The sequence below is a fragment of the Amycolatopsis sp. FBCC-B4732 genome, assembly GCF_023008405.1.
GTDB classification, from domain to species: Bacteria; Actinomycetota; Actinomycetes; order Mycobacteriales; family Pseudonocardiaceae; genus Amycolatopsis; species Amycolatopsis pretoriensis_A.
This window is the reverse complement of record NZ_CP095376.1, coordinates 6,117,264-6,140,459: the sequence shown is the minus strand read 5'-3', so window position 1 is coordinate 6,140,459 and position 23,196 is coordinate 6,117,264. Positions and strand designations below refer to the sequence as shown.

Annotated in this window: 24 protein-coding genes; 21 read left to right on the top strand and 3 right to left on the bottom strand. The window is 71.5% G+C overall.

Annotated features, from left to right (window positions below; genetic code table 11):
• Nucleotides 1–12 precede the first annotated feature (12 nt).
• Complete coding sequence (locus tag MUY14_RS26735) at nucleotides 13–876, top strand: Ku protein (RefSeq protein WP_247013001.1); 864 nt, start codon at nucleotides 13–15, stop codon at nucleotides 874–876.
• Between the two features lie 274 nt (nucleotides 877–1,150).
• Here the strand turns inward: MUY14_RS26735 and MUY14_RS26730 are convergent, their stop codons facing one another.
• Complete coding sequence (locus MUY14_RS26730) at nucleotides 1,151–1,615, bottom strand: MarR family winged helix-turn-helix transcriptional regulator (protein ID WP_247012999.1); 465 nt, start codon at nucleotides 1,613–1,615, stop codon at nucleotides 1,151–1,153.
• A gap of 9 nt (nucleotides 1,616–1,624) precedes the next feature.
• Nucleotides 1,625–3,403, bottom strand: a complete 1,779-nt coding sequence (locus tag MUY14_RS26725) for an ABC transporter ATP-binding protein (RefSeq protein WP_247012997.1) — start codon at nucleotides 3,401–3,403, stop codon at nucleotides 1,625–1,627.
• A gap of 183 nt (nucleotides 3,404–3,586) precedes the next feature.
• Here MUY14_RS26725 and ffh point away from each other — a divergent pair, with 183 nt between their 5' ends.
• From ffh to MUY14_RS26640, 17 genes are all read left to right on the top strand, one after another.
• Nucleotides 3,587–5,125 (top strand): signal recognition particle protein, encoded by a 1,539-nt coding sequence (gene ffh / locus MUY14_RS26720; RefSeq protein ID WP_247012995.1) that lies wholly within the window; start codon nucleotides 3,587–3,589, stop codon nucleotides 5,123–5,125.
• Complete coding sequence (locus MUY14_RS26715; RefSeq protein ID WP_247012993.1) at nucleotides 5,122–6,198, top strand: amidohydrolase family protein; 1,077 nt, start codon at nucleotides 5,122–5,124, stop codon at nucleotides 6,196–6,198. Before ffh ends, MUY14_RS26715 begins: the two co-directional genes overlap by 4 nt.
• 46 nt (nucleotides 6,199–6,244) lie before the next feature.
• Nucleotides 6,245–6,970 (top strand): CPBP family intramembrane glutamic endopeptidase, encoded by a 726-nt coding sequence (locus tag MUY14_RS26710; RefSeq protein ID WP_247012991.1) that lies wholly within the window; start codon nucleotides 6,245–6,247, stop codon nucleotides 6,968–6,970.
• Nucleotides 6,971–7,069: 99 nt separating this feature from the next.
• Nucleotides 7,070–7,873 carry a CPBP family intramembrane glutamic endopeptidase gene (locus MUY14_RS26705; protein WP_247012989.1) on the top strand — a complete coding sequence of 268 codons (804 nt, stop codon included), beginning with the start codon at nucleotides 7,070–7,072 and terminating at the stop codon, nucleotides 7,871–7,873.
• Between the two features lie 171 nt (nucleotides 7,874–8,044).
• Nucleotides 8,045–8,488 carry a 30S ribosomal protein S16 gene (gene rpsP / locus MUY14_RS26700; RefSeq protein ID WP_247012987.1) on the top strand — a complete coding sequence of 148 codons (444 nt, stop codon included), beginning with the start codon at nucleotides 8,045–8,047 and terminating at the stop codon, nucleotides 8,486–8,488.
• Complete coding sequence (locus tag MUY14_RS26695; protein ID WP_003103110.1) at nucleotides 8,485–8,724, top strand: RNA-binding protein; 240 nt, start codon at nucleotides 8,485–8,487, stop codon at nucleotides 8,722–8,724. The genes rpsP and MUY14_RS26695 overlap by 4 nt, the downstream gene beginning before the upstream one ends.
• A 21-nt stretch (nucleotides 8,725–8,745) precedes the next feature.
• Entirely contained in the window at nucleotides 8,746–9,258 is a 513-nt protein-coding gene (gene rimM / locus MUY14_RS26690; protein ID WP_247012984.1) for a ribosome maturation factor RimM, read from the top strand.
• 1 nt (nucleotide 9,259) lies between these two features.
• Nucleotides 9,260–10,006 carry a tRNA (guanosine(37)-N1)-methyltransferase TrmD gene (gene trmD, locus MUY14_RS26685; RefSeq protein ID WP_247012982.1) on the top strand — a complete coding sequence of 249 codons (747 nt, stop codon included), beginning with the start codon at nucleotides 9,260–9,262 and terminating at the stop codon, nucleotides 10,004–10,006.
• A gap of 166 nt (nucleotides 10,007–10,172) precedes the next feature.
• Entirely contained in the window at nucleotides 10,173–10,541 is a 369-nt protein-coding gene (gene rplS / locus MUY14_RS26680; RefSeq protein WP_086680529.1) for a 50S ribosomal protein L19, read from the top strand.
• Nucleotides 10,542–10,572: 31 nt separating this feature from the next.
• Nucleotides 10,573–11,499: a signal peptidase I gene (lepB, locus tag MUY14_RS26675; protein ID WP_247012980.1), complete on the top strand. Its 927-nt coding sequence runs from the start codon at nucleotides 10,573–10,575 to the stop codon at nucleotides 11,497–11,499.
• A 91-nt stretch (nucleotides 11,500–11,590) separates the two neighbouring features.
• Nucleotides 11,591–12,433, top strand: a complete 843-nt coding sequence (locus MUY14_RS26670; RefSeq protein WP_247025248.1) for a ribonuclease HII — start codon at nucleotides 11,591–11,593, stop codon at nucleotides 12,431–12,433.
• Nucleotides 12,430–12,753: a DUF2469 domain-containing protein gene (locus MUY14_RS26665; RefSeq protein ID WP_003096226.1), complete on the top strand. Its 324-nt coding sequence runs from the start codon at nucleotides 12,430–12,432 to the stop codon at nucleotides 12,751–12,753. The genes MUY14_RS26670 and MUY14_RS26665 overlap by 4 nt, the downstream gene beginning before the upstream one ends.
• A 574-nt stretch (nucleotides 12,754–13,327) precedes the next feature.
• Nucleotides 13,328–13,705, top strand: a complete 378-nt coding sequence (locus MUY14_RS26660) for a YraN family protein (RefSeq protein WP_247012978.1) — start codon at nucleotides 13,328–13,330, stop codon at nucleotides 13,703–13,705.
• On the top strand, nucleotides 13,705–15,216 hold the full coding sequence (locus MUY14_RS26655; protein ID WP_247012977.1) for a YifB family Mg chelatase-like AAA ATPase: 1,512 nt from the start codon (nucleotides 13,705–13,707) through the stop codon (nucleotides 15,214–15,216). Before MUY14_RS26660 ends, MUY14_RS26655 begins: the two co-directional genes overlap by 1 nt.
• Before the next feature lie 458 nt (nucleotides 15,217–15,674).
• Entirely contained in the window at nucleotides 15,675–16,802 is a 1,128-nt protein-coding gene (gene dprA, locus MUY14_RS26650) for a DNA-processing protein DprA (RefSeq protein ID WP_247025247.1), read from the top strand.
• A gap of 103 nt (nucleotides 16,803–16,905) precedes the next feature.
• Nucleotides 16,906–17,886 carry a tyrosine recombinase XerC gene (locus MUY14_RS26645; RefSeq protein ID WP_247012975.1) on the top strand — a complete coding sequence of 327 codons (981 nt, stop codon included), beginning with the start codon at nucleotides 16,906–16,908 and terminating at the stop codon, nucleotides 17,884–17,886.
• Between the two features lie 109 nt (nucleotides 17,887–17,995).
• Nucleotides 17,996–18,844: a FliA/WhiG family RNA polymerase sigma factor gene (locus MUY14_RS26640; protein WP_247012972.1), complete on the top strand. Its 849-nt coding sequence runs from the start codon at nucleotides 17,996–17,998 to the stop codon at nucleotides 18,842–18,844.
• On the opposite strand, the gene MUY14_RS26635 is transcribed toward MUY14_RS26640, so the two are convergent.
• Entirely contained in the window at nucleotides 18,845–19,234 is a 390-nt protein-coding gene (locus MUY14_RS26635) for a M23 family metallopeptidase (protein WP_396126589.1), read from the bottom strand. It lies immediately after the preceding gene.
• 1,276 nt (nucleotides 19,235–20,510) lie between these two features.
• Here MUY14_RS26635 and rpsB point away from each other — a divergent pair.
• The 3 genes from rpsB to pyrH all read left to right on the top strand — a co-directional run bounded on the left by rpsB (nucleotide 20,511) and on the right by pyrH (nucleotide 23,151).
• Nucleotides 20,511–21,383, top strand: a complete 873-nt coding sequence (gene rpsB, locus MUY14_RS26630; RefSeq protein WP_247012968.1) for a 30S ribosomal protein S2 — start codon at nucleotides 20,511–20,513, stop codon at nucleotides 21,381–21,383.
• A 91-nt stretch (nucleotides 21,384–21,474) separates the two neighbouring features.
• Complete coding sequence (gene tsf, locus MUY14_RS26625; RefSeq protein ID WP_247012966.1) at nucleotides 21,475–22,290, top strand: translation elongation factor Ts; 816 nt, start codon at nucleotides 21,475–21,477, stop codon at nucleotides 22,288–22,290.
• A 117-nt stretch (nucleotides 22,291–22,407) separates the two neighbouring features.
• Nucleotides 22,408–23,151 carry a UMP kinase gene (gene pyrH / locus MUY14_RS26620; protein ID WP_003065595.1) on the top strand — a complete coding sequence of 248 codons (744 nt, stop codon included), beginning with the start codon at nucleotides 22,408–22,410 and terminating at the stop codon, nucleotides 23,149–23,151.
• Nucleotides 23,152–23,196 lie beyond the last annotated feature (45 nt).

The following is a 23,196-nucleotide window of genomic DNA, read 5'->3' as shown; positions in this document are numbered from 1 at the left end:
GAGGTGGTGCGCATGCGGGCTGTCTGGTCGGGCACGATCGGGTTCGGGAGTTACGCCGTTCCGGTGAAGGCGTACAGCGCGACGGAAGAGCGCGAGATCCCGCTGCACCAGGTCCACGAAACCGACGGCGGCCGCGTCCGGGTCAAGCGCGTGTGCGAGGTCGACGGCGAAGAGGTGCCGCCGGCGGAGATGGTGCGCGGCTACCCGGTCCCCGGCGGCGACGTCGTCCTGCTGTCCGACCACGAACTCGCGTCGCTGCCGATGCCCGCCCGCACGATCGCCATCCGCGGTTTCGCCCCGCTCGCCGACGTCGACCCGATCTGGTTCGCGCGCAGCTACTACCTCGAACCCGAGCCGGCGGGCACTAAGCCGTACGTGCTGTTCAGCGAGGCGCTGCAGCAGTCGGGCCGGGTCGCGCTGGTGACGGTCGCGCTCCGCCGCCGCGAGACGCTCGGCGCCCTGCGCGTGCGCGACCAGGTGATCGTGCTCGAAACCATGCTGTGGCCCGGCGAGGTGCGCGAGCCCGACTTCCCGTTCCGCCACGCCGACGTCGACATCCGGCCCGGCGAGCTGCGCCGCGCGGTGAACCTCATCGAGGAGCTGACCGGCGAGTTCGACCCCGGCCGCGTGCCCGACCGTTACTGCGAAGCGCTCCAGGCGTTGATCCAGTCGAAGATCGACGGCGCCGAGGTCGTCCAGCCCACGGCGGCCGAGCAGGCGGACGGCGTCACCCGCCTGCTGGCGGCGCTGCAGGAGACGGCCGCGGACGCGCGTCCCGACGCCGTCGCGAAGGCCAAGACCGCCGCGTCGAGGGCGGCGAAGGCGCGTACGACGGCGAAGCGAGCGGCGGGCCGCGGGCGCGCGAAGACGTCTTGAGTATTACTACCCACGGGTAATTGAGGGTTCTCACACTCAACCGGCCACCCCCGGCGCGGCAGACTTCGTCCTGTCAGCGGATACCGGATCGCTGACGAGGGGGGATCCGGACGGCCCCTGGGGAGGTGAGCCGTCCGGGGACCAGGGTTCCGGGGCGGGCCGACGGAGGAGCGGCCCGTTCCCGGAACCCGTGTCCGCACCGCGGGGAGGCGGCGCGGACGAGGGGAGTCGTGAAAGCCGCCGTGGAGGGATCGAGGGGTCTCCACGGCGGCTTTCAGGCGTCCGCCACCCGCACCAGCAGATCCGCCGCCAGCTTCAGCAGCTGCCGCTCAGTCGGCGACAACGTCGACTCCAGCGCCGCCGCCAGCCACCGTTCCCGCTGCACGCTGTACTCCCGCAGCACCGCCAGCCCTTCCGGCGTGATGCTGATCAACGACCGCCGCCCGTCTTCCGGATCGGTCGTCCGCGTGACCAGCGAGCGTTCCGACACCCAGGCCAGGATCCGCGTCAGCGACTGCGGCTGCAGCCGTTCCGCCTCGGCCAGCTCGGTCGGCGTGTGGGTGCCCGCCCGGTAGAGCCGGCTCAGCACCGCGAGCACCGCCGGGCCCGGACCGTTCGGGTCGCGCTCGGCGCGCATCCGCCAGTTGAGCCGGCCGACGCCCTCGCGGACCCGCCAGGCCAGGTCGGCGAGCTCGGCGTCGGCGCTCACGCGCGAAGCGGTGTCGGGGTCCGGGTGCATGGGCCCAGGTTAGGCGGTTCCGCGCACCAGCCGGGCATACCGCCCATCGCGAGCCAGCAGCTCCTCGTGCGTCCCGCGCTCGGCGATCCGGCCCTCGTGCAGCACGACGATCTGGTCCGCGTGCTCCACAGTGGACAGCCGGTGCGCGATGGTCAGCGTCGTGCGCCCCGCCGCGAGCCGGTCGAGCTCGGCCTGCACCGAGCGTTCCGTGCGGGTGTCCAGGGCGCTGGTCGCCTCGTCGAGGATGAGCACCGGCGGGTTGCGCAGCAGGATCCGGGCGATCGCCATCCGCTGCTTCTCGCCGCCGGAGAACCGGTAGCCGCGCTGGCCGACGACCGTGTCGTACCCCTCCGGCAGCCCGGCGAGGGTGTCGTGGATGTGCGCCGCCTTCGCCGCCAGCTCGATCTCCTCGTCGGTCGCGTCCGGCTTCGCGAAGCGCAGATTCTCCCGCACCGTGTCGTGGAACAGGTAGGTCTCCTGCGAAACCAGCCCGACGCCCGCCGCGAGCGAGGCCAGCTTGACGTCGCGGACGTCGATGTCGTCGATCTTCACCGAACCGGCGCTCACCTCGTAGAGCCGCGCCACCAGGTAGGCGAGCGTCGTCTTGCCCGAACCGGTCGCGCCGACCAGCGCCGTCGTGGTCCCGGCCGGGACGTCGAGGTCGATGTCCCGCAGCGTCCACCCGCCGTCGGAGTCGTAGCGGAACGAGACCCCGCGCATCGAGACGTCGCCGCGGCGCACCTCGAGCGAGCGCGCCCCCGGCTTGTCGGCGATCTCCACCGGCAGGTCGAGCACCTCGAAGATGCGCCCGAACAGCGCCTTCGACGTCGCCACGTTCTGCCCGATGGTCTGCATCGCGGTCGCCGGCGCGACCAGCCGGTTGAGCATGCTGGTGAACGCCACCACGGTGCCGAGGGAGAACGGCGACGCGCCGCCGGCCAGCGCGAGCCCGGCGATCCAGTAGACCAGCGCCGGGATGACGGTCAGGCTCATCCCGCGCGACGCCGTCTGCCAGCGCCCGGCCAGCGCGGCGGCCCGTTCGAGCGCCGCGATCTCCCGCGACTCGGCGCCGAAGCGCTCGCGCACCGCCCGCTCGTTGCCCATCGTCTTGGCGAGCAGCACGCCGGTGACGGACAGGGACTCCTCGACCATCGTCGTCAGCCGGGCCATCCGCCGGGTCCGGCCGCGGGCCAGCGTCCGCCGCCGTTTGCCCAGCCGCAGCGTGAACAGCAGGAACAGCGGGACGACGACCAGCGACAACCCCGCCAGCTGCCAGTCGAGCGCGATCAGCGCGGCGGTGATGGCGATCGTCGTGGTCGCGTTCTGCACCACCGAGCCCGCGGTCGTGGTGATGACGTTGTCGACGCCGCCGATGTCGTTGAAGACGCGCGAGAGCACTTCGCCGCTCTTCGTCCGCGTGAAGAAGCCGAGCGACATCCGCTGCAGGTGGCCGTAGACCGAGACGCGCAGCTCGTTCATCACGCGCTGCCCGATCGTGTTCGACAGGCCGGTGGTGGCGACGCCGAGGGAGCCGCTGCCGACCGCGCAGACGATCATCCCCGCGGCCAGCAGGCTGATCAGCAGCGTGTCGCGGTGCGGCAGGGCGTCGTCGAGGATCTCGCGCAGCAGGAACGGCGAGACGACGCCGAGGCCGGCCTGCACCACGATCAGCGCGAACAGCGCGGCGAGGGGCCCGCGGTGCGGGCGGAACAGGCCGGCGATCCGCCGCAGCGGGACCGGCTCGTCGGCGTCGGTGGCCGGTTCTCGGAGCACGGGCACGGAAGTCATACACGTATGTTTACCGAATCAGAGGCATGGTTCCAGTCTTTTTCGGGAAGTAGTGACCGTGTTAGTACGCACACGCGTAGTATGCGTGCGTACCCGCGAAGAGAAGGAGCCGGAGCGACTACCCTCGGAGGGGCCGGCCTCGTCCGGCGCGCCACTCTCGACCCAGCTGGAGCGTGCACACCCGTGTTCGACACCCTCTCCGATCGGCTCACCGCCGCCCTGCAGACGCTCACGCGCAAGGGCAGGCTGTCCGACGCCGACATCGACGCCACCGCGCGCGAAATCCGCATCGCGCTGCTGGAGGCCGACGTCGCCCTCGGCGTGGTCAAGGCCTTCATCGCGAAGATCAAGGAGCGGGCGAAGGGCGCCGAGGTCTCCCAGGCGCTCAACCCCGCGCAGCAGGTCGTCAAGATCGTCAACGAGGAGCTCGTCGCGATCCTCGGCGGCGAGACGCGCCGGCTCAACCTCGCCAAGACCCCGCCGACCGTGATCATGCTCGCCGGTCTGCAAGGTGCCGGCAAGACAACGCTCGCGGGCAAGCTCGCGCTGTGGCTGAAGAAGCAGGGCCACGCGCCGATGCTGGTCGCCTGCGACCTCCAGCGCCCGAACGCCGTCACGCAGCTGCAGGTCGTCGGCGAGCGCGCCGGCGTCGTCACCTTCGCGCCCGAGCCCGGCAACGGCGTCGGCGACCCGGTCGACGTCGCCCGCCGCGCCATCGCCGAGGCCAAGCACGCGCAGCACGACGTCGTCGTGGTCGACACCGCGGGCCGCCTCGGCGTCGACGAAGAGCTGATGAAGCAGGCCGCGGACATCCGCGACGCGGTCGAGCCGGACGAGGTCCTGTTCGTCGTCGACGCGATGATCGGCCAGGACGCCGTGACCACGGCCCAGGCGTTCCAGGACGGCGTCGGCTTCAGCGGCGTCGTGCTCACCAAGCTCGACGGCGACGCCCGCGGTGGTGCCGCGCTGAGCGTCCGCGAGGTCACCGGCCAGCCGATCCTCTTCGCCTCCAACGGCGAGAAGCTCGAGGACTTCGACACCTTCCACCCGGACCGGATGGCGTCGCGGATCCTCGGCATGGGTGACGTCCTCACCCTGATCGAGCAGGCCGAGCAGGCCTTCGACCAGGGTGAAGCCGAGAAGGCCGCGGCGAAGCTGTCCAGCGGCCAGCTCACCCTGGAGGACTTCCTCGAGCAGATGCTCGCGGTCCGCAAGATGGGCCCGATCGGCAACCTGCTCGGCATGCTCCCGGGTGCCGGCCAGATGAAGGACCAGCTGGCCCAGGTCGACGACAAGCACCTGGACAAGCTGCAGGCGATCATCCGCGGCATGACCCCGGCCGAGCGCGACGACCCGAAGATGATCAACGGCTCGCGCCGGCTGCGCATCGCCAACGGCTCCGGCGTCACCGTCCGCGAGGTCAACGACCTGGTCAACCGGTTCTTCGAAGCCCGCAAGATGATGGCGCAGATGGCCGGCCGGTTCGGCTTCGGCGGCGGGGGCGGCGGCTCCAAGTCGCGCAAGGGCAAGAAGGGCAAGAAGGGCCGCGGCCCGACCCAGCCCAAGGTCCGCGGCGGCTTCCCCGGCGGCATGCCGATGCTGCCCCCGGGCGGCCAGATGCCGGGCGGCATGCCCGACCTTTCGCAGCTGGGCGGCATGAACGACGTCCCGGGCTTCGACCCGTCGAAGTTCAAGCTGCCGAAGAACCCGAAGGACAATTGAGCACGGCGCTGCACGCCGCCGGGGTGGTCCTGCCCGGCGGCGAGTCCCGCGAACTCTGGATCACCGGCGGCCGGATCTCGTTCGAGCCGGTCCCGGACGCCGAGTCGCTGGGCCGGGACGTCTTCCTGGTGCCCGGCCTGGTCGACGCGCACTGCCACCCCGGCATCGGCGTCGGCGGCCCCGTCTCGCTCGCAGAGGCGACCGAGCAGGCGCTGCAGGACCGGGCGGCGGGCACGCTGCTCATCCGCGACTGCGGCCTCCCGATCGACGTCCGGCCCCTGCAGGCGCGGGCCGACCTGCCGACGATCATCCGCGCCGGGCAGCACCTCGCCCTGACCAAGCGGTACATCCCCGGCCTCGGCATCGAGCTGGACGACCCTTCGCAGCTGCCCGGCGCGGTCGCCGAGCAGGCGCGGGACGGCGACGGCTGGGTCAAGCTGGTGGGGGACTGGATCGACCGCGGCGTCGGCGACCTCGCGCCGCTGTGGCCGGACGACGTCCTGGCCGAAGCCGTCGAGGTGGCGCACGAAAACGGCGCCCGCGTCACCGCGCACGTGTTCGGCGAAGCGGCGCTGCCCGGCCTGATCGCGGCCGGCATCGACTGCCTCGAACACGGCACCGGACTGAGCGCCGACCAGCTCGGCGAGCTGGCCCGCCACGACGTCGCCCTGGTGCCGACGCTGATCAACATCGAGAACTTCCCCGGCATCGCGGACAAGGCGGGCAAGTACCCGGCCTACGCGGCGCACATGCGGGCGCTGCACGCCGGCGTCCGCGAGATGGTCGCGACGGCCGTCGAAGCGGGCGTACGCGTCTTCGCGGGCAGTGACGCCGGCGGCATGGTCGAGCACGGCAGGCTCGTGGACGAGATCGAGGCGCTGCACCGCGCGGGCATGACCCGCGAGCAGGCCCTCGCGAGCGCGTCCTGGGCCGCCCGCGACTGGCTCGGCCACCCCGGCATCGCCGACGGCGCCCCGGCCGACCTGCTCGTCTACCCGAGCGACCCGCGCGACGACCTGGGTGTGCTGCGGCATCCCTCGCACATCGTGCTCGGCGGCGTCGTCCACGCGTAGACCCCCGCCGTTTTCCTTGCGGGGGCGGCACTTTAGCGTGGGGAGCGTGACGGACGACGACGGCGCACGGCGCGTACTGGGAGCGCACTGGTGTTTCGTGGCGTTCATCGCGGGGATCGCGGGCTACTACCTGATCAACCTGATCATCGCCGCGGCGGTGAACCGCAACGTCGGCGAGTTCGACCCCCTCGAGCTGCGCGACATCGGCCCGCTCCTGCTCCTCGCCTTCGTGCCCAACCTCCTGCTCGGCCTCGGCCCGGCGGTCGGTTCGTGGCGGTGGGGTCACGGGCTGCGCGCCGATTTCGGGCTCAAACCGACCTGGCGCGACGTCCGGATCGGCCTCGCCTGCGGGGTGCTCGCGCTGGTCGTCGGCTACGGGCTCAACCTGGTGCTGATCGCCGTCTACGGCGCCGACGACGCCTCCGACAGCCCGCTGACCGACCTCGCCGACACCTTCGACGGCGACACCGTGTGGCTGGTGCTGGCCGCGGTGATCGTCATCGCCGGCGCCCCGATCACCGAAGAACTGCTGGTCCGCGGCACGCTCTGGAACGCGCTGGCCTTCCACCGCGTCCCGCCGTGGGTGGTGCTCCTGCTGACGTCGGTGGTGTTCGCGCAGCTCCACGGCGAGCCGACCCGCACGATCGCGCTGATCGGCCAGGGCATCGCGATCGGGCTCGCCCGGCACCTCTCGGGCCGCGTCAGCGCCGGCGTGATCGCCCACGCCGCCAACAACCTCCCGCCCGCCGTGCTGCTGTTCGTCGCGCACTGAACGTTGCGAAGATCGATGGACAGTAGTCGGACGGATACTGTGTGATCACCGCCCGGCCGCTAGGCTCGAAGCAGGAGCCGAGCGACGCGGAGGCAAGGCGTGACCACTTCCCAGCCCCGGGACCCGGCTGCCGGCGCCGCACCCTTCCCCGAGCCCGAGGAGCCCGCCTCGACCGAGTTCCTGCCCCCGGTGCCGCGGCACAAGTGGGGGTTCGGTGCGTTCCTCCTCGTCGAAGCCGTCCTGCTCTCCAGCGCCGCGTTCGTGTCCGTGCTGGTCGGGGACACCGGACCCGGTCCGCTGCCGATGCGCGTCGTGCTGCTCGGCACCATGCTGCCGACGATGATCGCCGCGGGCGTCGCGGTCCTGATCACCTACGTGCGCGGCAACGGGCCGATCGTCGACCTGCGGATCGAGTGGCGCTGGGCCGACGTCCGCACCGGCGTGCGCTACGGCTGCGTCGGGCTCGTCTTCACCACGGTCGCCGCCTACCTGTGGACGCGCTTCGTCGGCGACGCCAACGCGACCTCGGCGATCAGCGCGCTGGTGGAGGACCGCCGAATGTCGGTTTCGGCGGCCGTCGTGATGTTCGTCTACCTCTGGCTGCTCGGCCCGATCTGCGAGGAGATCATCTACCGCGGCCTGCTGTGGGGCGCCGCCGAGCAGCTGCAGTGGCGCAGCGAGCGCTGGGGCCGCGTGGCCGCGTTCCTGCTGTCCACGGCGGTGTTCGCGGCGAGCCACCTCGAGCCGCTGCGCACGACGTTGCTGCTGGTCATCGCGGTCCCGATCGGCCTGGCGCGGCTGGTCACCGGACGGCTGCCGGGCAGCATCGTCGCGCACCAGGTCAACAACTTCCTCCCGGCGCTCACCATCCTGCTCGGCGCGCTCGGCGTGGCCTCTTTCTGAGCCTCTTTCCGGGCCCGCGGCGGCCGTCTGGCAGAATGGGTCACTGCCTGCTTCCGCCGGACCCTCTCACCGTGCGAAAGCTCCTGACCTTCGGGTGCCCGCGACCGTGTCCCCACTCGGCCCGCGTACGCCCAGCCCAGCACCAGAGAGATTCGAGGAGAACCCACACCCGTGGCCGTCAAGATCAAGCTGCAGCGCCTCGGCAAGATCCGTGCGCCGTACTACCGCATCATCGTCGCCGACGCGCGCACCCGCCGGGACGGCAAGGCCATCGAGACGATCGGCAAGTACCACCCGAAGGAAGAGCCGAGCCTGATCGAGGTCGTCTCCGAGCGCGCCCAGTACTGGCTGAACGTCGGCGCGCAGCCGACCGAGCCGGTCCAGCGCCTGCTGGAGATCACCGGTGACTGGCAGAAGTTCAAGGGCCTGCCGGGCGCCGAGGGCACCCTGAAGGTGGCCGAGCCGAAGCCGTCCAAGCAGGACCTGTTCAACGCGGCGCTGGCCGCGGCCGGCGAGGAGCCCTCCACCGAGGCCACCACGCCGAAGAAGAAGCCCGCCCCCAAGAAGGCCGAGGCCGAGAAGGCCGAAGCCACCGAGGGTGAGAAGGCCGAGTGAGCTTTCTGGCTGACTCCCTCGAGCACCTGGTGCGCGGGATCGTCGACAACCCGGACGAGGTCCGGGTCGAGCTGCTGACCACGCGCCGTGGCCGCACGCTCGAGGTGCACGTGCACCCCGACGACCTCGGCAAGGTGATCGGCCGGGGTGGTCGCACGGCGACCGCCCTGCGCACCGTCATGGGCGGCATCGGTGGCCGCGGCGTCCGCGTCGACGTCGTCGACACCGACCGCTGAGCCTTTTCGGAAACGGTCAGGATGGACGTCGTAGTCGGCCGCATCGCCAAGGCGCACGGAATCCGCGGGGAACTCGCGGTGGACGTGCGCACGGACTCGCCGGATGAGCGCTTCCGCGTCGGTGCGGCCGTGCTGACGAAGCTGCGTGACGGCAGCAAAAGGGAACTCACCATCGCAGCCGCCCGCGAACACAGCGGGCGGCTGCTGGTGCGTTTCGAGGAGGTACTGACCCGCGACGTCGCCGAGACGCTGCGGGGCGCCCTCCTGCTCGCCGACACCGACACGTTGCCGCCCACCGGCGACCCGGACGAGTTCTACGACCACGAGCTGGCCGGCCTGCGGGCCGAGCTGACCGACGGCACCGTCGTCGGCAAGGTCGTCGAAGTCGTCCACTCGCCCGCGGGCGAACTGCTCGAACTGGACGTCGACGGCCGCGAGGTGCTGGTGCCGTTCGTCCGCGCGATCGTCCCCACCGTGGACATCGGCGGCGGCCGGGTCGTGCTCGACCCGCCGGAAGGGCTCCTGGACGCCTGAGATGCGGATCGACGTCGTCACGATCTTCCCCGAATACCTCGACCCGCTGCGCGCCGCGCTGCTGGGCCGGGCGATCGACCGCGGCCTCATCGAGGTCGGCGTGCACGACCTGCGCGACTGGACCCACGACGTGCACCGTGCGGTCGACGACGCCCCGTACGGCGGCGGTCCCGGCATGGTCATGAAGCCACAGATCTGGGGCCCGGCCCTGGACGACGTCTGCCGCCCCGGGACGCGGCTCGTCGTGCCGACGCCGGCGGGCCGGCCGTTCACCCAGGAACTGGCGCACGCGTACGCCGAAGAGCAGCACCTGGTGTTCGCCTGCGGCCGCTACGAGGGCATCGACCAGCGCGTCGTCGACGACGCCGCCCGCCGAATGCCGGTGGACGAGGTGTCGATCGGCGACTACGTCCTGGTCGGCGGCGAGGCCGCGGTGCTCGTCATGGTCGAGGCCGTCGTCCGGCTGCTGCCCGGAGTGCTGGGGAATTCGCGTTCGGCCGCCGAGGACTCGTTCTCCGACGGCCTCCTCGAAGGACCCAGCTACACACGCCCCGAGGTGTGGCGCGAGCTCGCCGTGCCCGACGTGCTGCGGTCCGGGAACCACGCGCTGATCGACCGCTGGCGGCGCGACCAGGCCCTCGAACGCACCGCCCGGCGCCGCCCCGATCTCCTGGCCGCGCTGCCCGAAGGTAGTCTCGACAAGCACGATCGCGGGGTCCTCGAGGGCTTGGACCCCCGGCAGGCTTAGGGCCGGTTGCTCGACCGGTGCCGGCGTCTGCGATACTTGACAGGTTGGCGTGAGTGGACCTCGTCGTCCGCGAGCCCGCCAGCAGCCCCCTGGGTCGCCCGCAGCGCCACCGTTGCGCGCCCGGGGTCGTGTACGCAAGCCATACGAAGACGAGGACGGACCACCGATGAACACCCTGGACGCGCTGGACAAGCAGTCGCTGCGTTCCGACATCCCGGACTTCCGCCCGGGCGACACGCTCAAGGTGCACGTCCGCGTCATCGAGGGCAACCGCGAGCGCAACCAGGTCTTCCAGGGCGTCGTGATCCGCCGTCAGGGCGGCGGCATCCGGGAGACCTTCACCGTCCGCAAGATCTCCTTCGGCGTGGGCGTCGAGCGCACCTTCCCGGTGCACTCGCCGAACATCGCCGAGGTCGAGGTCCACAAGCGCGGTGACGTGCGGCGCGCGAAGCTCTACTACCTGCGCGACCTGCGCGGCAAGAAGGCCAAGATCAAGGAGCGCCGCGAGAACCGCGAGACGGCCTCGGCTAACTGAGTCACAACCCGGTTACCGGTAGCCTGACGACGTGGCCGAACCCGTGTCCCAGAACGCTCCTGAGGATGACCCCGATCGCTCCGAAGAGGACCAGCCGCGGCTGTCCCGATCCGAGGAGCGCGGGGGATCCCGCCGGCGGCGAGCCAAGCCCGCCAAGAAACGGTCGTTCTGGAAGGAACTGCCGATCCTGCTCGTGATCGCCCTGGTGCTCACGATCCTGATCCAGACATTCCTCGCGAAAGTCTTCATGATCCCTTCGGGGTCCATGGAGGCGACGCTGCACGGGTGTCCCGGCTGCCACGGCGACCGGATCCTCGTCGACCGGGTCACCTACGACTTCACCGAACCCTCCCCGGGTGACGTGATCGTGTTCAAGGGCCCGCCGGCGTGGATCAACAACGAGATCGCGCCGCAGGAGTCGGGCAACATCGTCGTCCGTGCCATCCAGGGGCTCGGCTCGCTGGTCGGGTTCGCCCCGCCGGACGAGCGCGACTTCGTCAAGCGGGTCATCGCCGTCGGCGGCCAGACCGTTCAGTGCTGCGACCCGCAGGGCCGGATGATCGTGGACGGCAAGGCGCTCGACGAGCCGTACATCCACTGGGAAGACCCGTCGGTCCAGGAGCAGAAGACCTTCGATCCGGTCAAGGTGCCGGCCGGGATGGTCTGGGTTCAGGGCGACAACCGCAACAACTCCGACGACTCCCGGTTCCAGGGCGGCGGCGGCGTGAACGGCGCGGTCCCCGTGGACAACATCATCGGCAAGGCGCGGATCATCGTCCTCCCGCCGAGCCGCTGGGGCGGGATCAGTGACCACAACCCGCAGGAGTCGGCGCAGCCGGTGGCGCTCGGCGCACCGGCGTGGCAGAGCGGGATCCCGCTCGGCGTCGGCGTCGCGGGGGCGTGGCCGGCGCTGTTCCTCGGGCGCAAGCTGAAGTCCGGACTGCGCCGGAAACGCTAACCACCCCGATCCGTGTCGGCAGACGGGTGATCCAGCCTTGACTCTTCCCGTTCCCCTCACCGCGGCCGAGCCGATCCGGCCACCGCGGGCCGTGGTGCGCGGCGACCTCTTCTGGGGTCTGCAGGGCGCGCTCGACCGCCGTGGCCTCGGCCCGGTCGCCGGTGTGGACGAAGCCGGCGCCGGGGCTTGCGCCGGGCCGCTGGTGGTCGCGGCCTGCGTGCTCAAGCAGGGCGACGCGGCGAAGCTGACCGAGCTGACGGACTCCAAGCTGATGACGGCGAAGGCGCGGGACCGGGTCTACGACCTGGTCCTCGCCCGGGCCGTCGACTACTCGGTGATCGTCATCCCGACGGCCGAGGTCGACCTCTACGGCATCCGGGTGATGAACCTGGAGGGCATGCGCCGAGCCGCGGCGGCGCTGCGCGTCCACCCGGGCTACCTCCTCACCGACGGCTTCCGCGTCCCGGGCCTGACCGCCCCGAACACGGCGGTGATCAAGGGCGACCGCTCGGTGGCCTGCATTGCGGCCGCGTCGGTGCTGGCGAAGGTGACGCGCGACCGCATCATGGCGGGCCACCACGACGACCTCCCGCACTACGGTTTCGACGTGCACAAGGGTTACAGCACCTCCGATCACCTGGCGGCGCTGCGCGAACACGGCCCCAGCGACGTCCACCGCTGGTCTTACACGAACGTGGCGAAGGTGGCCGTCAAGCACGGCGTGCGTCCGACCAGGCCGGTCCTGCTGACGTACGCGGCCCTCGAGAAGGCCATGGAAGCCGGCACCACGGCGACCCTGTCCGCGGCCCTCGACGACGCACTCGAGCCACAACTCAGCCTGCCGCTGCATGCCCCGGCCGCGGGTGTGGGTCACAATGAACGCTCCGCCGGCGGAGCAGCAGCACGATCCCGAGGAGGGGCGCGGATTTCATGAGCGCAGAGGATCTCGAGAAGTACGAGACCGAGATGGAGCTCTCGCTGTACCGCGAGTACCGCGACATAGTGGGTCAGTTCTCGTACGTGGTGGAGACCGAGCGGCGGTTCTACCTGGCCAACGCAGTGGACGTCCAGGTCCGCGACGGCGGCGGCGAGGTGTACTTCGAGGTCCGCATGTCGGACGCGTGGGTCTGGGACATGTACCGCCCGGCCCGTTTCGTCAAGCACGTCCGGGTCATCACGTTCAAGGACGTGAACGTGGAGGAGCTCGACAAGCCGGACTTGCGTCTCCCGGAAGACGGCCCGTTCTCGGGCTGACCCAGTCTCCGAAGAACCGCGCCGCCTCACCTGAACGGGTGAGGCGGCGCGGTTCTTTTCGTGCGTCCACGGCTCGATTTCGGCCCTGGCACCGCGCACCGAGAGGTCCGGGGCACTGCCGAGCGCGCGCGGCCCGTCCCGATCCGCCCTTTCCCCCTCTGCTCGGTGCGGCATCCGAGCCCCTCGGACGTGCGTCGCCCTCCCTCGTCCTCCTGAGGTCTGCGCGTGTGTTGCCCTCCTGGTGACCACGCAGCCCGTCGGCCCCTGCCCTCTGCTGAGGCGTCGCCCCGCCGATCCTCGTGCGTCCCGGACCATCCCTGGCTCGGCGGCCGCGGATCCCGACCCCTTCGAGCCCAGCGCTTGTGGCCGGGCCGCTCCTAGCACACCGCACCGACAGTTCGGGGCACTTCCGCCGCGGTCCGGGACCGGTTGTCCCCAGCACCCCGGTTGTCCACAGCTGCGCGAATCGGCTCTGGTCGGCCCCCTCCGCCCGCTGGCATCGTCGAACGCACACGCACCGTGATCGCCGGGACCGCCCCGGTGACCGGCGCGGACCGACGAGGGGGCGAACACGATGCCGGGCACCGACGAGCTCGCAAAACACCGCCGAGACCTGGGCGCCTGGGGCGAAGACCTGGCCCTCCGCCACCTGCAGGAACGCGGCCTCGTCCTGCTCGCCCGCAACTGGCGCTGCCGCGAAGGCGAGTTGGACCTGGTCTTCACCGATCGCACCCGGGTCATCGTCTGCGAGGTCAAGACCCGCACCGGCACCGAGTTCGGCCTCCCGACGGAGACCGTCACCGAGGAGAAGGCCGGCCGCGTCCGCCGAGCCGCCCAACGCTGGCTGAGCCACTTCCGCATCGGCTGGTGCCCGGTCCGCTACGACGTCGTCACCATCCTCGCCGAACCGGGCACCAGCCCCCGCCTCCAGCACATCGAGGCGGCGTTCTGATGCCCATCGCCAAGGCCTGGTCAGCCGGCCTCCTCGGCATCGAAGGCCGAGTCATCGAGATCGAGGCCGACCTCGGCGGCGGACTCAGCCGGATCACCCTCGTGGGCCTCCCCGACGCCGGCTTGCGCGAGGCGAAGGACCGCGTCCGGTCCGCCGTCCGCAATTCCGGGCAGCCGTGGCCGGACGGCAAGGTGACGCTCGGCCTGTCCCCGGCCAACCTCCCCAAGATGGGCTCCGCGTTCGACCTGGGCATCGCGGCGGCGGTACTCGCGGCATCGGGCGCCGTTCCCGCGACGCGCCTCCTCAACACGGTGTTGCTCGGCGAGCTCGCTCTGGACGGCCGGATCCGAGCGGTGCGCGGCATCCTCCCGGGCCTGCTCGCAGCCCGCGCGGCCGGTTACGGAAAGGCCGTCGTCCCGACGGACTCGCTCGTCGAGGCGGGCCTCGTCGACGGAATGGAGGTGGCAGGCGCCCCCCACCTGCGGGAGTTCGTGGCGTGGCTGAAGCGCGAAGGCGATCTGGCCCGCCCCGAACCACCCGGCCCGGTGCCCCCTCCGGAGGTCCCGGACCTCGCGGACGTCGTCGGCCAACCGGAAGCACGCTGGGCCCTGGAGGTCGCCGCGGCAGGTGGCCACCACCTCCTCCTGACCGGCCCGCCCGGGGTGGGCAAGACGATGCTGGCGAGGCGCCTGCCGGGCCTCCTCCCGCAGCTCACCTCCGAGGAATCCCTGGAGGTGACCGCGGTGCACTCGGTCGACGGCTCGCTGTCGAAGTCCTCCCCGCTGGTCACGGTGCCCCCGTTCGTCGCCCCGCACTATTCGATCTCCGTACCGGCGCTGATCGGCGGCGGCAGCGGCATCGCCATGCCGGGCGCGATCAGCCGAGCCCACCGCGGCGTCCTGTTCCTCGACGAGGTCTGCGAGTTCGGCGGCCAATGCCTCGAGTCCCTCCGAACCGTCCTCGAAGAGGGCGAAGTCCGCATCGCCCGGGTCAAAGGCGCAATCACGTATCCAGCCCGTTTCCAGCTGGTGCTGGCCACCAACCCGTGCGCGTGCGCGCCCCCGAAGGACGCCGACTGCGTGTGTTCGCCGAACGCCCGCCGCCGCTACCTGGGCAAGCTTTCCGGACCCCTGCTCGACCGCGTGGACCTGCGGGTCCGCCTGAGGCCGCTGAGCGCCATCAGCGCACACGACGCCGACGCGGCGGAGCCGTCGCAAACGGTCCGCGAGAGGGTCCTCACGGCTCGCGAACGCGCGGCGCAAAGGTGGCATGCCCACGGCTGGCTGTCCAACTCGGAGGTCCCCGGACCGGCCCTGCGCCGCGAGTTCGCCCTACCACCCGACGCAACGATCCTGCTGGACCGAGCCATGGACCGCGGAGCCCTGAGCGGCCGCGGCGCCGACCGCTGCCTACGCATCGCGTGGACCCTGGCCGACCTGGACGGCGAGCCCCGCCCCGGCGCCGAACAAGTAGGCGCAGCCCTGGACTTCCGCGAGCGGGTGGCGGCATGACAACCGAACTCCCGCAGTCAAATGGTGGCGCACGCCCGGAACTCCCGCGAGTGGGCGGGAACCCGAGCACCGAGCTCCCCCGAGCGGCGGTTGGCCCGAGCCCCGAGCTTCCCCGAGTGGCCGTTGGCCCGAGCCCCGAGCTTTCCCGGGAGGGCTGCGGCCCGAGCATCGACCTCCCGCGGGCGGCCGTTGGCCCGAGCCCCGAGCCCTCCCGGGAGAGTGGCGGCCCGACTACCGGCCTCCCGCGGGCGGGCAGCGGCTCGAGCACCGAGCTTCCGCAAGCAGGTGGCGGCACGAACCCGGAGCTTGATGGTGCGAGCGTCGATCTTCCGCAGGCGGATGGCGGCTCGAGCGCCGAGCTTCCACAAGCAGGTGGCGGGCCGCGCACCGACCGTCCCGGAGCAGGAGGCCCGAGCCCCGGACTTCGCCAAGCGGGTGCGGGCAAGCACCCCGACGAGATCCGCCAGGCCCGCGCGTACCTCCTGCGGGTAGCCGAACCACCGGCGCCCGCCCTAATTGCCTTCGTGGCCGAGCACGGACCGATCGCGGCCGCCAGACGGGTCCGCGCCGGCGACTGCCCGCCGGAGGTGCTGAAGGCGACCGAAGCCCGGCGGGATTACAACCTGGTCGCCCAGGACTTCGCCCGCGCCGCCGAAGTCGGCGCCCGGCTGGTCATGCCTGAGGACGACGAGTGGCCCGCCTGGCCGCTGCTCGCCCTCGACCAAGCCGCGCTGCGCGGGGTGGCCGAAGCCGTGCCGCCGCTGGCGTTGTGGGTGTCCGGCGAGGTCGCGCTCGGCACCGCCACCGATCGGGCCGTGGCCATCGTCGGGGCCCGCTCGGCCACCGAGTACGGCGAACACCACGCCGCCGAACTCGCCTACGGGCTGGCCGGCCGGGGCGTGCCGGTGTTCTCGGGCGCGGCGTACGGCATCGACGGGGCGGCGCACCGCGGTGCGCTCGCCGCCGACGGGGTCACCGTCGCGGTGCTCGGCTGTGCCGTCGACGCCGGTTATCCGGCCGGCCACGTCGGGCTGCTGAACCGGATCGCGCGGTCCGGTGGCGCGGTCGTCAGCGAGTACCCGCCCGGCACCCCGCCGGCGCGGCACCGCTTCCTCGTCCGCAACCGGCTCATCGCCGCCCTCACCGAGGGCACCGTGGTGGTCGAAGCCGGCCGGCGCAGCGGCGCACGCAACACCGCGAGCACCGCCGGTGCCTTCGGCAAGATCGTGATGGCGTTGCCCGGACCGATCTCGTCCGCGATGTCCATCGGCTGCCACGAGCTGATCCGTGACTCGCGGGCGACGCTGGTCTCGACGATCGACCAGGTCCTCGAGACGGTCGGCCACTTCGGCATCGCCGAGGACACCGCGTCCGGCCGGCAGAAGCGGTCCACCGACCGGCTGGGCCCCGAAGCACTGCGCACCTACGAGGCACTCGTAGTGCGCGCGGACCGGTCCGACGCGGAGATCGCGGTCGAAGCCGGCATCCCGCTGCGGCGGGTGCGGGCCTTGCTGCCGGCACTGGAGATCGACGGATTCGCCGTCCGCGGGGAAGCCGGGTGGCGACGGCGGAGGGAAAGCTCGTGAACGCCACGAAATCCGGCCGAAATCGTCGATGGGGTTCGGCCGGTCCGGTGGGCCCGCGTGGCGATCCTTGACCGCGGGCGGTAGTTCGCGCAGCGTGACATCCATGCCGTCACCACGCTCCGGCCGGGCCCGCCGTCCCGATCTGCGCGCGCTCCGGGCCGCGTTGCCCGAGCCCGTCCGGGCCGTCGTCACCGGGTACGAACGGCATCTCGGGCTCGAGCGGGGCCTGTCCGCGCACACCGTCCGCGCGTACATCGGAGATGCCGTCTCGCTGCTGGGCTTCGTCGTGGACGGCGGTGGCGGCCTCGCCGACCTCGATCTCGCGCGGCTGCGGGCGTGGCTCGCCGCGCAGCAGTCCGGTGGGGCGAGCCGCACGACGCTCGCGCGGCGGGCCGCCTCGGCGCGGACGTTCACCGCCTGGGCACACCGGACCGGCGTCCTGGCCACCGACCCGGGCGGGCGGCTCGCCGCCCCGCGGGCGCACCGCACCCTGCCCGGGGTGCTGCGCGCCGGGCAGGCGGGGGAGGTGATGCAGGCGTCGGCGGCGGGTGCGGAGCAACGCGATCCGGTCGCACTGCGTGATCGCGCGATCGTCGAGCTGCTCTACGCCACCGGCATCCGCGTGTCGGAGTTGTGCGGGCTGGACGTCGGCGGCGCCGACTTCTCCCGGCGTGTCGTCACGGTGCTCGGCAAGGGCGCGAAGGAACGAGTGGTCCCGTTCGGCGTGCCGGCGGCGGCGGCGCTGACCGACTGGATCGACGAGGGGCGGCCGAAGATCGTCGCCGAAAGCGGTGGTGACGGCGCTGAGCCCGCGCTTTTCCTCGGTGTCCGCGGCAAACGCGTCGACCCGCGGGCGGTGCGGCGCGTGGTGCACGACGCCGTCACGGCGGTGCCCGGAGCGCTCGACATGGGGCCCCACGGCCTGCGTCATTCCGCCGCGACGCATCTGCTCGAAGGGGGCGCGGATCTCAGGAGCGTTCAGGAACTGCTTGGTCACGCTACGCTTGCCACGACGCAGCTCTACACTCATGTGACCGTCGACCGGTTGAAAGCGATCCATGACCGAGCGCACCCCAGGGCCTGAGGCGGCCCCGGGGGTCTCGCCGGGGTCGTCAGCAGCGGGCCCGGCGGCGCACGCGCATCCGCACGAGCACGGAGACGACACTGAGCCGCATGCCGAGAACGACTGTGCAATGACCGCAGGACCGCACGTGACCGAAGCCGCCGGAGTGACCACTCACGGTGAGGCCGCCGCGCCCGCGGACACCCGCGCCGGCTACGACGTCGACGCCGGGATCGCGGCGCTGTGGCAGCAGTTCGCCGACAGCCCCGACCAGGCGTCGCGCGATCGGCTCGTGCTGCACTACGCCCCGCTGGTCAAGTACGTCGCGGGCCGGGTCGGCACCGGCCTGCCCACGCACGTCGACGTCGGTGACCTCGTGCAGTCGGGCATCTTCGGCCTCGTCGACGCGATCGAGAAGTTCGACCCCGAGCGCGGCCTGCGCTTCGAGACGTACGCGATGCAGCGCATCCGCGGCGCCATCCTCGACGACCTCCGGTCGCAGGACTGGGTGCCCCGCGCGGTCCGCAGCAAGGCCAAGGAGGCCGAGCGCGCGATGGAGCGCCTCGGCGCCCGCCTGCACCGCACGCCGACCGACGCGGAGCTCGCCGCCGAACTCGGCATCGGCCTCGACGACCTGCGCGACTTCTACGGCCAGCTGCAGCTGACCAGCGTCGTCGCGCTGGAGGACCTGGTGGCCGCCGGCAAGGACAGCGGGTCACTGGTCGACACGCTGCCCGACGACGACGCCGTCGACCCGGTCGCGGTGCTCGTCGACCAGGACAACCGCCGCCAGCTCGCGCAGGCGATCGCGCAGCTCACCGAGCGCGACAAGATCGTCGTCAGCCTCTACTACTTCGAGAGCCTGACCCTCGCCGAGATCGGCAAGGTCCTCGGTGTCACCGAGTCGCGGGTCAGCCAGCTGCACACCCGGGCCGTCATGCGCCTGCGCGCCAAGCTCGTCGAGCAGACCGGCACCTGATCATCGATCACCTCCCCACGCCTTGAGCCGGTATTCGCCCACTTCGCCGGTCAGGGCCAGGGGATCGACGTACTCGTCGCCCCGCCGCACGCCCCAGTGCAGGCAGGCCGCCAGCAGGCAGCCGGGGTGCCCGGCGAGGACGGTCCCGAGCACCTGCCCCCGGTAGACCTGCTCACCGACGGCCACCTTCGGCGCGATGGGCTCGTAGGTGGTGCGCAACCCGCCGTCGTGGTCGACGGAGATGACGGTCCGCCCGCCCACCGGCCCGACGAACACGACCACGCCCGCATCGGCCGCGAGCACCTCCTGCCCGGGCACGGCGGCCAGGTCGACCCCGCGGTGCCCGGCGCCGTAGGGCGTTTCGGGGGCGTCGAAGTACTTCGCCACCACCGGAACGGGTGATAACGGCCAGGACAGCCGCGGCTGCCGCACATCCGGCGCGGACCACGCCCCTGGGGTATCGGCCCGGATCGCCGCGGCGGGATTCGAGACGGCCATGAGTGCGCTCGCCCAGGAGGGAGCCGGCGGGGGCCCGCTCGCGAACTTCGCCAGGGCGGCCGCGGCCGTGGCGGACGCCGGTTCGGGTGGTCTTGGCACCGCCGACGGGAACACCGGCATGGCGGCCGGTGAGGGGGCCGGTCCGGCCGGTCGTGGTGGTGCCGACCGGAACGCCGGCGGGGCAGCTGGCCGAGCTTCGGCGCGGCCAGGTGCGAGTAACCGTGACCCCGCCGACGACGACTCTGCGGAGGCAGCTGGCCGAGCTTCGGTGCGGGCTTGCGCGAGCAGTCGTGGCCCCGCCGATGGCGACTCTGCGGGGGCAGCTGGCCGAGCCTCGGCGGGGCCCCGCGCGAGCGGCCGTGACCGCGCCGACGACGACTCTGCGGGGGCAGCCAGCCGAGCTTCGGTGCGGCCCCGCGTGAGCAGTCGTGGCGCCGCCGATGGCGACTCCGCCGACACAGCCGGCTGCGTCTCGGTGCGGCCCGGTGCGAGCAATCGGGACCCCGCCGGCGGGGCTCCCAAAGGCGGCGGCCACCGCCCGGCGGGCAGCTCCGGGACGAGCGGCGGGGAGGTCGGCGGCGGCCCCAAATCAGCGGCCGTCTCGCCACCTATCCCCAGCTCCGACGCCACCACCGCCGAGGCCGTCACCACCGTTTCGGGCCCCGCCGAAACCGGCTCCCGGGCCGGCGCCAAAGCCGTCCCAGCCGCACCTCCCAATCCCGCGGACACCGCCGCGACCAGCACGAACACCACTCCTGCCCACCCCGGCAGCCAGTGCCGGAAACGCATGATCGACTCCATGGCTCCAGCCTGCGGCACCCGCGGCCGCCGTGGGAGGTCGTCGGTGAATCTGTGGATAACCGGAGGCGTTGTGGACAACTCCGTCGCTCAATCGCCGCCGGTGGGGGGTGGGGTGGTGGGAGGGGGTAGAATCTTTTGCGCGGTCCGTGTGAGCGGACTGACTTCGCGTGCACGTGCGCGTTCCCCTCGATTTTCCACGCGGGGGAGACGCACGGGGTCCGGCGGTCCCAGGGGTTCCTCAGCACCTCCGGGTCCGGACGCCGCCACGGGCACCAGGGCGAACGGCCACCCGGCCGGGAGCGACAAAACCGAGCAGCGCGCCGATCGAACCCGGCGCGCACTACACAGAAGAGGTGTGATTCCGGCAATGGCCGTCGTCACCATGAAGCAGCTGCTCGACAGCGGCGTGCACTTCGGGCACCAGACTCGTCGGTGGAACCCGAAGATGAAGCGCTACATCTTCACCGAGCGCAACGGCATCTACATCATCGACCTGCAGCAGACGCTGACCTACATCGACCGTGCCTTCGAGTTCATCAAGGAAACCGTCGCGCACGGTGGCACGATCATGTTCGTCGGCACCAAGAAGCAGGCTCAGGAAGCCATCGCGGCCGAAGCCTCGCGCGTGGGCATGCCCTACGTGAACCAGCGCTGGCTCGGCGGCATGCTGACCAACTTCCAGACCGTGCACAAGCGCCTCCTCCGCCTGAAGGAGCTCGAGTCGCGCGAGCAGACCGGCGGCTTCGAAGGTCTCACCAAGCGCGAGATCCTCACGCTCACCCGTGAGAAGGACAAGCTCGAGAAGACCCTCGGCGGCATCCGCGACATGGCCAAGGTGCCCAGCATCGTGTGGATCGTCGACACGAAGAAGGAGCACATCGCCGTCGGCGAGGCTCGCAAGCTGAACATCCCGGTCGTCGCGATCCTGGACACCAACTGCGACCCGGACGAGGTCGACTACCCGATCCCGGGCAACGACGACGCCATCCGGTCGGCCGCGCTGCTGACCAAGGTCGTCGCCGAGGCCGCGGCCGCCGGTCTGATGCAGCGGTCCAGCCGCAACGGTGCGTCGGCCGACACGAAGCCCGAGCCGGGTGTCGCCGCGGACGAGCCGCTGGCCGAGTGGGAGAAGGAGCTGCTCGCCGGCTCCGAGACCGCCGCCGCCGACGCGACCGAGGCCGCTGCCGCCGTCGAGGCTCCGGTCGAGGCCCCGACCGAGCAGGCGACCGCCTCCTCCTGATGTTCACCCGCCCGTGCGGCCGGCTCCGGCCGGCCGCACGGGCGTAGCACCCTCCAAGACTTACGTACCTGAAAAGGACGGATCTACCAGAATGGCGAACTACACCGCCGCTGACGTGAAGCGCCTGCGCGAGATGACCGGCGCCGGCATGATGGACTGCAAGAAGGCGCTCGAGGAGAACGGCGGCGACTTCGACAAGGCCGTCGAGTTCCTGCGCATCAAGGGTGCCAAGGACGTCGGCAAGCGCGCCGAGCGCGCCACCGCCGAGGGCCTGGTCACCGGCGAGGGCGGTGTCCTCATCGAACTCGACTCCGAGACCGACTTCGTCGCCAAGAACGCCGACTTCCAGGCGCTCGCCGCGAAGATCGTCGAGGTCGCGAAGACCGTCAAGACCTCCGACGTCGAGGCGCTCAAGGCCGCCGAGCTCGACGGCAAGACCGTCAACGAGGTCGTCCAGGAGCTCTCGGCCCGCATCGGCGAGAAGCTCGAGCTGCGCCGCGTCGTGGCCTTCGAGGGCCAGACCGCGACCTACCTGCACCGCCGCGGCTCCGACCTGCCGCCGGCCGTCGGCGTGCTCGTCGAGTTCACCGGTGACGACACCGAGGCCGCCCGCGGTGCCGCCATGCAGGTCGCCGCGCTGCGCGCGAAGTACCTGACCCGCGAAGAGGTCCCGGCCGAGATCGTCGAGAACGAGCGCTCGATCGCCGAGAAGACCGCCCGCGAAGAGGGCAAGCCGGAGCAGGCCATGTCCAAGATCATCGAGGGCAAGGTCAACGCCTACTACAAGGACAACGTCCTGCTCGAGCAGCCTTCGGTCAAGGACAACAAGAAGACCGTCAAGGCCCTGCTCGACGAGGCCGGCGTGACGCTGACCAAGTTCGCGCGGTTCGAGGTCGGCCAGGCCTGACACCAGGCCAGGGCGTAGGTTTCACACCCACAGTGCCCCGTCTCCGCCCAATGGGGACGGGGCACTGTCGGGTCCAGAGAAGAAATGCACGGCCGAGGGGCGTAGGAGGCGACATAGATGGGTGACCGGGTCGAAGGTGGCTACCGGCGGGTGCTGCTGAAACTGGGCGGCGAAATGTTCGGCGGTGGTTCGATCGGCGTCGATCCGGATGTCGTCCACTCGGTCGCGCAGCAGATCGCCGACGTCGCCCGCACCGGCGTCCAGGTCGCGGTCGTGATCGGCGGCGGCAACTACTTCCGCGGCGCGGAGCTCTCGCAGCGCGGCATGGACCGCGACCGCGCCGACTACATGGCGATGCTGGGCACCGTGATGAACTGCCTGGCGCTGCAGGACTTCCTGGAGAAGGAGGGCCTGCCCACCCGCGTGCAGACCGCCATCACGATGGGCCAGGTCGCCGAGCCCTACATCCCGCGCCGCGCCGAGCGGCACCTGGAGAAGGGCCGCGTCGTGATCTTCGGCGCCGGGGTCGGCATGCCGTACTTCTCCACCGACACCGCGGCCGCGCAGCGGGCGCTCGAGCTGGGCTGCGAAGCCGTGCTGATGGCGAAGGCCGTCGACGGCGTCTACACCGCGGACCCGAAGGCCGACCCGACCGCCGAGATGTTCCGCGAGATCACCCACCGCGAGGTGCTGGAGCGGGACCTCAAGGTCGCCGACGCGACGGCGTTCAGCCTCTGCATGGACAACAACATGCCGATCATCGTGTTCAACCTGCTCACCGAGGGGAACATCGCCCGCGCGGTGAGTGGTGAAAGAATCGGCACGTTGGTCAGCACCCCCGCCGACGGGGTGCCGGCCTAGACCTGCTGGGATCAGCAAGCGCCACCCATCACAACAACGGGAGTA